Source organism: Bianquea renquensis (assembly GCF_014384895.1).
GTDB lineage: Bacteria > Bacillota > Clostridia > Lachnospirales > Bianqueaceae > Bianquea > Bianquea renquensis.
Genome location: NZ_JACRSQ010000004.1, coordinates 75,042 through 88,034, shown reverse-complemented (window position 1 = coordinate 88,034; position 12,993 = coordinate 75,042). Strand labels below are relative to the sequence as shown.

The 12,993-nt window shown below is 48.4% G+C and carries 15 protein-coding genes; all 15 read right to left on the bottom strand.

The window, feature by feature from the left end:
• Positions 1 to 269: 269 nt before the first annotated feature.
• Positions 270 to 1,262, bottom strand: coding sequence for a hypothetical protein (locus H8730_RS04300; protein ID WP_249289446.1), 993 nt, complete (start codon positions 1,260 to 1,262; stop codon positions 270 to 272).
• A 37-nt stretch (positions 1,263 to 1,299) separates the two neighbouring features.
• The gene (locus tag H8730_RS04295) at positions 1,300 to 2,511 is read right to left on the bottom strand and encodes a glycoside hydrolase family protein (protein ID WP_249289444.1); all 1,212 of its coding nucleotides are present in this window, start codon (positions 2,509 to 2,511) and stop codon (positions 1,300 to 1,302) included.
• A gap of 194 nt (positions 2,512 to 2,705) precedes the next feature.
• Entirely contained in the window at positions 2,706 to 2,924 is a 219-nt protein-coding gene (locus tag H8730_RS04290) for an acyl carrier protein (protein WP_177719268.1), read from the bottom strand.
• Positions 2,917 to 3,372 carry a 3-hydroxyacyl-ACP dehydratase FabZ family protein gene (locus H8730_RS04285; protein WP_249289442.1) on the bottom strand — a complete coding sequence of 152 codons (456 nt, stop codon included), beginning with the start codon at positions 3,370 to 3,372 and terminating at the stop codon, positions 2,917 to 2,919. The genes H8730_RS04290 and H8730_RS04285 overlap by 8 nt, the downstream gene beginning before the upstream one ends.
• Positions 3,373 to 3,388: 16 nt before the next feature.
• A complete protein-coding gene (locus H8730_RS04280) occupies positions 3,389 to 3,916 on the bottom strand; it encodes a D-glycero-alpha-D-manno-heptose-1,7-bisphosphate 7-phosphatase (protein WP_177719270.1) in 528 nt (175 codons plus the stop codon).
• Positions 3,897 to 4,370 (bottom strand): adenylyltransferase/cytidyltransferase family protein, encoded by a 474-nt coding sequence (locus H8730_RS04275; protein ID WP_249289440.1) that lies wholly within the window; start codon positions 4,368 to 4,370, stop codon positions 3,897 to 3,899. The genes H8730_RS04280 and H8730_RS04275 overlap by 20 nt, the downstream gene beginning before the upstream one ends.
• A 10-nt stretch (positions 4,371 to 4,380) precedes the next feature.
• Positions 4,381 to 5,706 carry a coproporphyrinogen-III oxidase family protein gene (locus H8730_RS04270; RefSeq protein ID WP_249289438.1) on the bottom strand — a complete coding sequence of 442 codons (1,326 nt, stop codon included), beginning with the start codon at positions 5,704 to 5,706 and terminating at the stop codon, positions 4,381 to 4,383.
• A gap of 15 nt (positions 5,707 to 5,721) precedes the next feature.
• Positions 5,722 to 6,891: a thiolase family protein gene (locus H8730_RS04265; protein WP_249289437.1), complete on the bottom strand. Its 1,170-nt coding sequence runs from the start codon at positions 6,889 to 6,891 to the stop codon at positions 5,722 to 5,724.
• A gap of 5 nt (positions 6,892 to 6,896) precedes the next feature.
• Positions 6,897 to 7,847, bottom strand: a complete 951-nt coding sequence (locus H8730_RS04260; protein ID WP_249289435.1) for a bifunctional heptose 7-phosphate kinase/heptose 1-phosphate adenyltransferase — start codon at positions 7,845 to 7,847, stop codon at positions 6,897 to 6,899.
• Between the two features lie 2 nt (positions 7,848 to 7,849).
• The gene (locus H8730_RS04255) at positions 7,850 to 8,557 is read right to left on the bottom strand and encodes an HAD family hydrolase (RefSeq protein ID WP_249289433.1); all 708 of its coding nucleotides are present in this window, start codon (positions 8,555 to 8,557) and stop codon (positions 7,850 to 7,852) included.
• Positions 8,496 to 9,059 (bottom strand): flavodoxin domain-containing protein, encoded by a 564-nt coding sequence (locus tag H8730_RS04250; RefSeq protein ID WP_249289431.1) that lies wholly within the window; start codon positions 9,057 to 9,059, stop codon positions 8,496 to 8,498. The genes H8730_RS04255 and H8730_RS04250 overlap by 62 nt, the downstream gene beginning before the upstream one ends.
• Positions 9,056 to 10,222 (bottom strand): B12-binding domain-containing radical SAM protein, encoded by a 1,167-nt coding sequence (locus H8730_RS04245; protein WP_249289429.1) that lies wholly within the window; start codon positions 10,220 to 10,222, stop codon positions 9,056 to 9,058. Before H8730_RS04245 ends, H8730_RS04250 begins: the two co-directional genes overlap by 4 nt.
• A 101-nt stretch (positions 10,223 to 10,323) precedes the next feature.
• The gene (locus H8730_RS04240; RefSeq protein WP_249289427.1) at positions 10,324 to 11,121 is read right to left on the bottom strand and encodes an NHL repeat-containing protein; all 798 of its coding nucleotides are present in this window, start codon (positions 11,119 to 11,121) and stop codon (positions 10,324 to 10,326) included.
• Positions 11,118 to 11,372, bottom strand: coding sequence for an acyl carrier protein (locus tag H8730_RS04235; RefSeq protein WP_177719279.1), 255 nt, complete (start codon positions 11,370 to 11,372; stop codon positions 11,118 to 11,120). The genes H8730_RS04240 and H8730_RS04235 overlap by 4 nt, the downstream gene beginning before the upstream one ends.
• A complete protein-coding gene (locus tag H8730_RS04230; protein ID WP_177719280.1) occupies positions 11,354 to 12,883 on the bottom strand; it encodes an NHL domain-containing protein in 1,530 nt (509 codons plus the stop codon). The genes H8730_RS04235 and H8730_RS04230 overlap by 19 nt, the downstream gene beginning before the upstream one ends.
• Between the last annotated feature and the right edge of the window lie 110 nt (positions 12,884 to 12,993).

Below are 12,993 nucleotides of genomic sequence, written 5' to 3'. Positions count from 1 at the left end.
TGTTGCTTCCGCGGTACCACTCTAGTTGCCGCTACGTACACGCGGCCTCTTCATACGCATCCAACAATGCGCGCTCCGTTAACGGGGGGCTCTCCGGGTCCGCTTACTGCTGTTTCTGCGGGCCAGCTCCGAGACGATACGTGAAACGGAGGTGAAGTTCCTGGAACCTTACACCGGCCGGTTCCTCTCTGTTAGGATCCTCCCCCCAGCGCGTTCTCTTCTTAGCAGTATCACTATACGCCAATTTTCAGATTTTGTCAATCCCCGTTTTATGAAACAAATACTGCCCGCAAGACCCTCTCTTCATCCTCCCGCATGGCAAGCAAATGCATTTGAACTGTCGCCAGATCGCGGGGCTGTTTTATCAGTGAGTACTTTAGCATGAGATTTTTGATACAGGTGGCGCGTTCTGCAATCTCATCCAATTTTACTAGGATATCACCGGAACATTGAATCGCATTTTCTTTTTGTAGATAGCGGATTCGTTTCGCCATCACAGCTTTATGCTCGCACAGCAGGGTGAAGGCTCTTATGTCCAGAAAATCCTCCCCTTTTTCAATTTGCTCTATGTAGGTCTGCAATTCTCGGTATGCTGCCAACCCATACACCATGTCAGGCTTAGGATTTCCGTACATTTTAAACCGCTTGGACGTGTCTGCCGACTGGAGATAGTCCGATACCATCTCCTGAATATTCTCAAAATCCAGGGCAAACCGTTTCTCCCTATTGACTCGCAGAATGACCATGGACCGCTTCTCCGTCACGGAGGCAAATGCGTTCCGCAGCGCCTCATATGGGATATGAGTGGAGGTATACCGCTGATTCTCATCAAAACCGACTGTCAAGAAATGCTGTTGGGAATCATCATATCCATAGAGCAAAAAATCATGGGTTCGATGCTCTGTTTGGAAGGCATAGCGGTGCTCCGTATAGTATTCGTCCAAAAAGACATTCACATATCCCTCGGTCTGTATAGCCCAGCGGGCTAACTCTACCATGTCAGCTCTCATAACCCGCAGCATCTCCTGGGATATGCGCTCTATATCCAAAAGTGGGTAGTAATCCCAGACTCCATGGATCAGATTGAGGCCATAGAAATTGAGCTTGTGGGGACTCCCGATCTGATAGTACAGTTGGATATAATTGGTGTAAAACCAGTTCTCAAAATCAGGATGATTTTCCATAACGGCCAGCGGATAGGCGTGAAATAGAAATGTTTTGATGGAGGGAACAAAGACCGGCAAGGTCATCTCCTGGGGCATCGTATCAATCCTCTCTCTGCTTTCGCTATATACGTTCTCAGTTTATTTCAAATTCACCTTCAAGGCCCTCTATGGACAGGGGAGTGCCCTTCTCGCCAGCACAAACAATATTGCAAATGGAGCAGTTTTTCATCCTTGCCGGAGCACGGTCCAAACCATATACCCCAAAGCCGTATTGTCCGCCCTCCAACACCGTTACGTTTTCAATGACTGAGTCCTGTAATGTCTTGCAAAGGGCCACTGCATATTTCGCCCTAGAGACAACATTTCTGACTGTAATATTCCGCATTTCTCCCATGCCGGAAGGACGATGCCCATAGGCACAGTCCCCGATTCGAACTGCATTTTGGGACTGATAGGCCTCATTCTGTCTCAAATCGGTAACGCCTTGTATTTCGACGTTATATAGTTGATGACCATTTTCATTGAGCAATCGGATGATCGAACAGACATAGGGGTCGGAGGAAACATTCCGAATTTTTACATCATGGATATCCGCATCTTTTCCTTCCACCCAGTAGCCCTGTTCCATCTCAAATTCGCCTAGAGCCGTGAGGGCGATGGTGTCATCCTCCGTAAAGCCGGATATGTTTTCTATCACGATGTTGTTACAGCCCACGCGGAGATCGATCCCATCCGCATTTTTCACATAGACTTCGCCATACTCCCGGGGCAACTGATCCGGAAAATGCACGCCATTCTCATCGATTCTTGATAAATCCGCCTGAAATACTATATTTCGGAATGTTGAATTCCTCACAAAGACGTTGGTAATCCCCCACCAGCGCTGATGGAGTATCTTCAGATTTTCTACTCGAAGATTGCTAACATTACAGAAAAATAAAGTGGTATTGCGCGATATGTGAGGCCGCCCCTTTTTTAGGCTCGTGGATTCTGACAGGCCGTTGTAGTTCCCACCGTCGAGAACCGCATGGCCCTGCCCCCGGATGGTAATGTTGTGTTGCTCTCCTTCGGCGGATCTGCCTAGGTCGGTCCCCAAATTTTCGTTGGCAAACATGTTGATATAGGTTCCGTCCGCAAGGACAAGATGCGCGTTGTCCAACAGGATTTCTATGTCATCCGGCAACAGGATCGTATCCTCTATGATCCATTTTTCGCTGCCAGTTCGCTGGTTATGACGGGGGATTACTACTTTGTCAAGCCCCGTTTCCTTTGCCTTTTTAATTGCAAGGGAGATGCTTTTGTCATCCGTGCTGGATATAGTTTCATTGGGCGACACATATTCCATATCGTATCACAACCTTCCATTGGACTGTATTGCTGGTTACAATTTTGATCATCGGATCTGGCAAGCAATTTTTCACTTCTAGTGTACTTGATATGGAAAGATTTGTCAACCTTGTAACGGATTTAATAGGGCTGCCGCATACAAAAGAGGCTTAGGCAAAATATGCCATAGCCCTTAATAACACTCGCACGATTTCATTGCACTGCGTCGACACGCGCGATCAACTCGCGAATCGTCATAAACATGTCGCCATCTTCAAGCTGAATATCAAAGGCATTTTCCAGTTCCACCACTAAATCCATAACATCCAGTGAGTCCAGTCCTAGAGACTGTAGCGTATCGTCAAGTTTGATATCCTCTGCCCTCATCTCCACATAGTCTGCCACGATTTCTTTAATCATTTCCTCATGCATCGCAATCCCCCCTATGACGGTCTGTATTTTGTAGTATAAAGGATAGTCTCCCGCTTGCGCAGAGTTTCTTGTCAACATAGGCTTTGCAGGTGACATAGTAAAAAGGGGGCCTCACTTTTTCGACCTGGCAGACGGCTGACAGGATGTCGCCTGGGGCAATCTCTTTATGAAATTTCATGTCCGTTATCCCGGTCAGAAGCGGCCGCCTCCCTTGAAGCTCATCCAGCCAGAGGCCGCAGGAGGATTGTGCCATAATTTCGCAGCTCACGACGCCGGGCACAATGGGATGGCCCGGAAAGTGCCCTTTAAAAAACCATTCCTCTCCCGAAAAGTGGTAATATCCGATTGACTGTCCAGTTTCTAATACTTCCAGTCTGTGAAGTAAAAGCATCGCGTCTCGGTGCGGAAGGTACTCTTTGATCCTGTCTTGACTTAAAATCTGTTTCATGGTCCACCTTTCATCATTATAAATTTTCCGGCTGTATATACGACAATTTTTTTACCGTGATATCTGGCATTGCGTTGGAATCATATAAAATAGTCCTACCAATCCCTGCACGTTTTCCAGCTTCAATATCCCGCAACTGATTTCCGATGAGGATGGATTTCTGTAGGTCGATATGATACCGTTGCTTTGCCCTCCACAACATTCCTGGATTTGGTTTTCGGCAAGGGTGATGGGGGTTACAGGATGAACAATAATAGACATTCGCAATCCGAATTCCCTTCCGCCTGAGCTCCGCGACCATATAGCGGGTCAGGGTTGCAAACTGTCTATGGGAGAGGTATCCCTTGCCAATACAAGCTTGATTCGTAACAACGATCAGTTTATACCCTAATCTTTGGAATGTCTGTAGAAGCGGAACAATCTCCATCTGAATCTTCATCTCTGATAAAGACCGGATATATTGATTCTTTCCTTTTCCTGTAGGTTCAATTGTGATAACCCCATCCCGATCTATAAAAACAGCTTTATTGCAAGCGTTCTTCATTTGTCAACCTCCTCCGCAGCCAACTGGACGAAGCCCTTTTGATTTCCCCCACCTTAATGACGTGGATTTTATATTTTTCTGTTGTATGGGCTTCCGGAAAACCTTTTTCCTCCGCGTCGGCCCCCCTGGCAAAGATATTGGGCTGTAACTGCCATAGACATTGATCGAAGGTCGTATTGTGAAAGGGAAAGACATAATCAACGCAGGAGAGGGCGGCAACCATAGACATCCGATCTTGTATGGAGAAAATTGGATATGTGCCTTTCATTTGTTTGATGGATTCGTCTGAATTCACGCCAACCAGCAAAAGATCTCCTAGCGCCTTAGCACCGCTTAAATATTCCAGATGCCCAATATGAAATATATCAAAGCAGCCACAGGCGGCGACCAAGATTTGATCCTCATATTTTCTTCGATAGTGTGACAATTCATATTGCGTGATTCTCTTTCCCACTTCCGCCTCCTCACGGCATCTCATGACTGCCAATACAGAGCTTTCGTTTTAAATTGGATATGCCCTGAAAAATCGATTGCATATAGTCAACGCTCACCTTTCCCTGCTCGTACAGACCTTTTCTTGTCAGGATCAGCTGATCGCCAACGGCTGTTACATACCCCTGTTTGATATGCCGATGGATTACCTCCGAAAAGATCTGCTTTAGGTCATAGCCGAAGGTGTCTGCAAACCGGAAAAGGGAAACCGCGCCCCTGCGAAATCCCATGACCATCGCCCTCTCCATCAGCTGCTTGGACGTAATTCTCCTGCTGATTCGACTGACTGGCAGTACTCTTCCCTGAAGCTTCTTAACATAAGAATCAAGCTCGCTCTCATTCTGATAACAGTAGCCATTGATATATCCGAAGCTGGACGGGCCAAAGGAAAGATTATCCCCATATCCATCATAGGTCAGATCCCAAAATCGTATAAGCCCTTTCTCTCTGCCGTACTCCTGGGCGCTGATCAGCTCGTATCCATGAGTCATTAGCTTATCGTGGGCTTGATAGAATGTTTCCCTCATTTCTGTTTCATTTAGCGCTGCAGGCGGGCTCATGGACTTTTGTTGTTCTCGGTAGAGCTTTGTATACGCAAATACGGCTGTCTTATACACTGAAAGATGAGAGAGCTGCAGCTTGATCGCCTGGTCCAAATCCTGCAAAAACTCCTCTTGGGACACCCCCGGCAGCCCGTACATTAAATCCGCCGATACACCGGAAAACCCTATACTTTTTGCCATAGCCAGCCACTGAATCAGAGCATCCGGGCTGCCAGCCATGTGCAAATCTCTCCGCGCCTTGTGCTGCAGCGTCTGGATGCCCGTGCTCACACGCGTCACCCCATGCTCACGCAGAGCTATCAGCTTTTCTAAATTTGCATTCTGTGTATGACACTCCACGGTTATGTCACAGCCCTTAAGATTAAAGGACTGGTGAAGGCGGTCCAGTATCCGGATTAGCTGATCGCGAGTCAGGACCGTGGGGGTTCCTCCGCCTATAAAAACAGAACCGATAGGGAGCTGGCAAGTATACGGCTCACCGGCATACATTTCGATCTCGCGCAGCAGAGCATCCACATACGCCTCGATTCGCTCTGGCTGAGATGCCAGATTTCGGTGATAAATACAAAAATCGCAGAGGCTCGTACAAAATGGAACGTGGATGTAGAGCGGAACCTCTGCCCTCTTCTCCACAGGTGGCGCTTTGAAAAATTTTTCAGCAGCCTGCGACACATCCTCCCGCTTATCAAACAGTGGATAGTTCATCACCGCCACATCATACGATGTATAGTTCATAGTCCGACTCTCCTCCTATCCATCCCTCTGCATTACAACAGCCTGCGCCATATTGGTCCCTGCGCCAATGGCATGAAGCCCCAGGTTTACCTGTCTGCGCTGCATTTCATACAAAAGTGACGTACACATGCGAAGTCCTGTTGCGCCGATCGGGTATCCCAAACCAATATTGCCTCCATCCACATTGACTCGATCTGAGTCAAGTCCCATCTCCAGCACTGTCATCATGGATTGCACCATAAATGAGTCATTGATTGAATACAGACCGACATCGAATCGATCGAAACCGCATTGCTTCATTATCGTTTGTGCGCATTTCGCCATGGAGCTCCCCCGCTCTTCATTGGGGACCGCTGTATTCAACACCGATACGATTCGTGCCAGCGGTTGAAGTCCTATTGTCCGTGCAGTATTTTCCTCCATGAGAAGCATCGCAACAGCACATTCCGCTATGGCGGCGCTATTGAGCCGTGTTAACACTCCATCCTTTAGAAACATGGGGGCCGCTTCATAGATCTCGCGCTCCGATCGCACTACCTGTGGAAACTCATCGCCTATGACATATCGTGTTTTTCCATTTTCTGTATAGGGTATGGGCACCGTTTCTTCAGCAAAGCAGCCATTTCGATAGGCTGTCTCAGCCTTCAAAATGCCTTGATAGGTATGCGCATCTATGGCCAGCCGACTGATACCAGCTTTCCTGGCCAGCACCTCGTTCATGTAGGCCATGTCATTGTCCTGGATGCGGTTCTCAATCTCCGCCATACAAGGGAGTTGATTTTTCAGCATTCGCTTCACGTTCTGCTTCATGAAGTGTAATACATAGGGCGAATTGCCAATCTTCTCAATCCCACCGACCAAAATCGTGTTGGCGGCGCCATTTCGAATCTTGTGCCAGGCGATGGCCAGCGCCTCATCAGAGGAGGCACAGGTTTTACTGATGGTGGTGCAGGAAATCATCTCCGATAGTCCCGCATACAGTATCGCCTTTCGACAGAGATTATCCTTTTCAATGGGAAAGCTGGCACCTGCCAACGCCTCTTCAACCTGAACCGGCAGGCCCGCGCGCGTTACCGCTTCCTGAAATACTTTAGCGAGCAGCGGGATTTCGCCGATTCCATTCAATTCTCCTGGTATTTTTCCCACTGGGGAACGGCAGGCGGAAACAGCCACCACATTTCTCATCCAAATCACCCTTGTACCCTTTTTTCCAACATGTCCAGCGATACAGCGATCGTTCCCATCCTTTCACAGCTAATGGCCGCCACCTCATTGGCAAATCGAACCGCGGCGTCCATGGGGATTCCATTGGCTAGGCAAACTGCCATGGCCGCCATCATGGAATCCCCAGCTCCCGTTGGGTCTACCGGCGCCTTGCAGACCGATGAAATGGGGTATGCCATGTCTGAATCATCAAGATAAATAAGCCCATTTGCATCCAAGGTAATGACCATATTCTCAATTCCTTGCTCCTGTTTAAAGCGCATTCCGTATTCGATCGTCTCATCGATTCCAGCAAGCTGCCGTCCCAGCAGCTTTTCGAGTTCAGCTACCGTCGGCTTGTAGAGAAAAATACCGCTGAAATCCCAGGATGACTTACTGTCAACCAGAAGTCGGATATTTCGAGCGAGACAGATCTTCTTGATCCGCTCAAATAGATCTTGACCGATACAGCCCTTCTGATAATCGGATACGACAACACAGCGGATATCATCCATATTATAACGAAAATGACTGTACAGACGGTTGGATGTATCCGCGCTGATGGGTGCATCGTAATCTTCATCTAAGCGCAATAAAATCCGGTTGTCCGCCACCAATCGTGTCTTTAAGCTGATATCCCGCGTCTCCTCCGTCAAGCAAAAAGATGACAACAGCTTTTTATTCGTAAGGAGCCCGTGGAACGTCTTTGAATTTGCCCGCACTCCCAGGACTGTATAAAAAAGAGGGGTACCCCCGAGCCGCCGGATTGAGTAGGCGACATTGCCTGCTCCACCTAGATGGTAGTATCGTTTCTGAGGGATAAAGATGGACTCTTGTGTCTCCCGCAAAAATCCAACATAATATGCATCCAGGATGGAATCTCCAAGGACGGCGATTTTAGGACTGTTTGTCCGTAATGTCTCAAGTATCTCGTTCATATCTACCTCATATACTGTAATATCTCTCTCAGCTCTGTAACGGATTTACATGTCTCCCCCACCGCAGCCCGCTCATCTGTTTTGACCCATAGGGTTTGCATTCCCATATCCTGTGCCGGCCGGATATCCTCGGCAAAGGAGTCGCCGACCATGACCATTTGCTCTGGAGAGCCGCCGGCTAACTCTATCGCCACGTGAAAAATCCGGGGATCCGGTTTATTGGCTTTCGCATTTTCTGATGTTATGATACAATCGAATAAAAATCCTTGCTTTGTGATGGATTCCAGGAGAATTGCATTGTCCGCGTTGGTCAGTAGTCCGACTCTATATTGCTTCCGAAGGACATCGACTACATATGTTGCGGATGGATACGCCTTTGGCATGGTAAAGAGTGCTGTTATAAACCTTTGAAACTCTTCCGTCCAGGGCTTGACATCATATCGGTCACAGGTCCGCAGATAGCTTTGACGCAGAACCGTCTCTCCCAGAGCAAAAGCTTCCTGATGTAGCTGTTTCGCACGCTCCCGCGAAAATCTCATGAAGAAGTCATGCGGATGGCATTTTGCATTGGATTGACGCAAGAAGGATGAAAACCATTCTTCGATTTTCGCAAAGGGTTGGCCCACATCCACCAAAGTTCCATAATAATCAAACCAAATGGTTCGGATCGCCCTCTTGTCCCATGAGGGCTGTCTCGATGTCTTTTCCAAATTGCCGACACTCCTCTTGATTTCGCATATCTGTAAATTGTGCCGCCTCCGCGTGGAATTCCTCCGACATGGCATTTATCCTTCTCAACAGCCGTCTCATCACGTTTTGGTCCCGCTGTGTCGTCTGTTCCAGCAGCAATTTTCCCGGTAATGACCGGCTCAACACTGGCTTAATTGGACTCAATTGCGATATGACAAGGTCCAGGAACCGATTGCATTCGTGTCGGTACATCGTAGCTTCTGCCCAGGAGGTGACAAAGACAAAAACAGGCTTATGGATCCACCGGTCTTTCTTAGACCGTATGAATTCTGATACGCTGGCCAAAGGTTTCCCCACATAGATGGGACTTCCAATGATAATAAACTCATCCGCATTCTGTCCCGGCTTCACCTCCCCAATCCGCTGTATGGCTACTGCCTTATGGCGAATGCCATCTACAATCCAATGACAAACCTCCCTGGTCGAATCGTACCGGGTATCATAATACAGAGTTCCGCTCAAGCTCTCTCCCCAATCCGTTTAAAGTATTCAACGACATGCTGCAATCGCTGTGTTGAATTGATACGTTCAATTAAGCGATCATAGGCATCCATAAACACGTTCCTCGTCATTTTCGGCAGTGAGTGAACCAAGGTAAATCCATCGTAGCGAGACCAGTCCTCTGTCAACAATCGCCCTTCTCTCTTCATTTGCTCATAGTATCGAGTTCCCGGATACGGTGTCGCAATGGTGAGGTTCGTGCCATATAGACATGAATCGTAGATAAACTGGTATAAACGCTCAAAGGTGCTGGCCTCATCCTCGTCCAGCCCGAGAACAAAGCTGCCAATGACTCCGATTCCCTCCCGCTGGATTACGGAGATCGCCTGCCAATATTGTTCCAGCCTTCTCTTCTTCCATTGTGTGTGCTGAATCGCCGCCAGGTTTGCAGGGTTTAGACTCTCAAAGCCGATTAACACCTTGCGGCAGCCAGAGGATCGCAACTGCCGGCATAGTTTCTCTTTTTCATAAAGCGAAACATCCGTAAATCCATACCAGTCGAGTCTAAATTGTTGCAGCAGCGAGAGAAGTTCCGTTCCAGACTGTTCCTCTATGAACAGATTGTCATCCGTGAAAAAAAGAAAGGGTCTTTTCCAACACTTTTGGATCATCTCCAGCTCCGCCTTTAACTGCCCCAAGCTTTTCCGCCGGATTCGTTTTCCGTAAATGGAGGAGGAAGAGCAAAAATGACATTGATGGGGACAGCCCCGGGACCATTGAATCGGAATGCTGGAATAAGGATATTTCACAGCTAAAGAATATAACGGGACGGGCGATTGCCCAAGATCTGGATGTGTCGAAGCTCGATACATTTTTTTCTGTGATAGAGAGCTCCACTCCCGGAGGAACTGCCTCATGGTATCTTCCGCTTCTCCTGCAAAGACAACATCCGCATACTGTAGCACCTCGTCTGGACACACGGAGGCATGAGGTCCTCCCATGACGATTCTGGCGCCCCGATCCCGAAACTGGCAGGCATAGCCATAGGCCTCTTGGGACTGGGTGGTGGACGGCGACATGAAAACCATGTCATACGTCCACTCCTGGACTGATTCATAGGCGAGGTCCACATAGTGGATTTCCCAGTCCTTGGGCAGCATAGCGCCGACCGTTAAAAGACTCAAATTTGGCGTATTCCATAGCCGCTGACGAGATCGAAATTCGTTGATCCGCTGGTCACAAACTTTCTGTCCCGAATTCGATAGCGATAGCAATAAAACTCGTTTCATTGTTGCAGAGAAAGGCGGTAAACCGTATTTTTAATCGTATCGGTAAAGATTAAATCCGCCTCATTTTGAATACATAGAGAGCCGATGTGGCACAGCTTAGGGTAAGAAAACTGTTTCCATGTTGAAGCGTCCAGCAACAGAGAGAGGGACTTGGACCTAGGATCGAATTGATAGAGCTTCCGGTTCTCGCTGACATAGATTCTGCCGTTGGGATGGACTGCTACAGCGATGCTGGATATTCCTTCACAGTATGGAAAGAGCGTTCTCATTCGAAGATCATATTGTAAAATTCGTTTATTCCCCGTATCGGTAACATACAGAGTTTGGTGCCTGACAAAAATTCCATAGGGCTGATGGCAACGGATATCCCGTAAAACTGTCAATTTCCTTGTATTTCCGTCAATACGGCAGATACGGTCCGTTGTAAAGTCTGCCACATACACGTTTCCACTTTCGTCAGCAGCGATACTGCCTGGAAATTGTAGTGGCCGCTCATTGCCCGTGTCAATCTCAAATTGTCTCCACCCCAATTTTGTGTATTGCAGAATTGCTTTTTTCTTTGTATCCGTGACAAGAAGCCCTTCTTTATAGAGAGTGATTGCCAATGGAAACGCTATCACGCCCCGTTCATCCCGGATGGTCCATAGTGACTTCCTGTCTAAATCCAACTGTCTGACCCGCTTTCCCCGCATATCAACAATATACAGAACATGATCCTCTTGGTCATACGCTAGCCCTGACGGATATGATAAGCCATTTTCCTTATGCACAATCTGCTCGATCACAGGGGTCATTTTTTCAGATATCCCCGTACGAGATCCGCAAAAGAGGAGATATCCTTAATTTTATCCATATTGAGATCGCTATCATCAATCTCAATATCATAGGCTTCCTCAATCTCAACGAGAATCGATAAGGCCAGTATGGAATCGATGCCTAGGGACAGCAACGGCGTATCATATTGCAATGCATCGATTTTCGCCTGATCCTTCATTCGAGATGTGATAATCTGTTTGACCTTTTCTTCTATTTTATTGATTTCCATATTTTGTCTCCTTTGCCCAACATTTCTGACAGCGCAACCCGTAGTATCCGTTGATTCGCCCCGTCCAAAACATAAAGATCCTCTTTATCCATGGCTAAACCATTGGGATTGGCCAACGGAAGCCCATCCACATGTCCATCTCTCCCGATCCCTGGCCCCAAACCGCCTACCAGGGTAAAAATTTTGTTATGACGCAAAGAGAGTATCCGCACAGAATGGCTGCCAGATTCCGCAATATATACTGTTCCGTAAGGTCCCCCGCATACAGCGACCGGCCGGTTTAGAAGGGCACAGTCCGGCGCTGCTCCATCGCCCTCATATCCGGCAATTCCTTTCCCCGCGATGGTCTCAATTCGTTGGCTTTGCAAATCAATTTGCCGGATGCAGTGATTGTAATAATCCGCTACGAAAAGGACTTCTCCCTTCCAATCAATGCCAATGCCATAGATCTCATTAAATCTTGCTTGAACCGCGGAATGTCCATCCCCCTGATATCCAAAGGTCGAATCCCCAGCAAAAGTGCTGAGCATTCCCTGCCGGTCCATCCTCCGCACGACATTGTTGGCTATATCCGCGATGTAGAGATTGCCACGCCGGTCGACTACGACACCGCCCGGTTTGTTGAGCCGCGCCTGCCATGCCGGTCCACCGTCTCCCGCGTACCCCGCCTTTCCGGTTCCACAGACCGTTGAGATCAAACCGCTCTGTAGATCGACCAGGCGGACAACGTCATTTCCCGTATCCGCGATGTAGAGGGCGTGATCCGTTGCCCAGAGAGCCGTCGGTTTGTTGAGCCGCGCCTCCGTCGCCGGGCCTCCGTCTCCGCTGTATCCAAAGCACCCAGTTCCAACAATCCGTCTGACCGTATCCCCTGTCATCTGTACGATTTGGTGGTTATCCTGATCGGCAATAAAAAGTTGCCCTCGCGAGTTACACGCGATGCCCTGCGGTTCCCAAAAGTGCCCCTCCTTGGCCGGTTGGGCCTGATCAATCTTTCCTGGCATCCCCCACTGTCCCGCCACCGTCTCAACGGCGACGCCGGATGCGAATAGGATTCTCTGGGGCTGCGCTTTTCTCTCCCCTGCATACCGTACGATCTGGTTGCGCCGGTAGGACTTGGCCAGGAATAAGGCAGTCGCCGCTTTCTTTAACACTATGTCAAATTCGCCGTCGCTGGGATATGAGGCCACTCCTGCGCTGAAGGTTATCCGCAAGTTGGCGTAATCCTTTCCGCAATGTTTCATAAAGGGTTCCTTTCGGAACATGGCAAGGGTCCGCCGCATCCTCGTTTCTGCATCTGCGCCTGTCTCCGCTACAAGAATGAGGTATTCATCGTCTCCCTCTTTCCGAAAAACTCGGTTGGCGCCAAAGTGCGTATTGAAGAACTCATCGATTTTTCGCAGCGCCGTCTGACAGCATACTTCGCCAAACTTCATCGAATACCGAATATAGAAGTCAATGTCCACATAAACAAGACTGTAGGCCGCCCAACCGGTCGCTACCTTCCGCAATATCTCGATTATTCCTAGAATCACCTCAATTCCGTGGGCCTCTACATCATATTATAGATCGTGTTTTTCCAGCGAAAAACGAACTTTTGTTCTTGTCCATGTGGATTTTC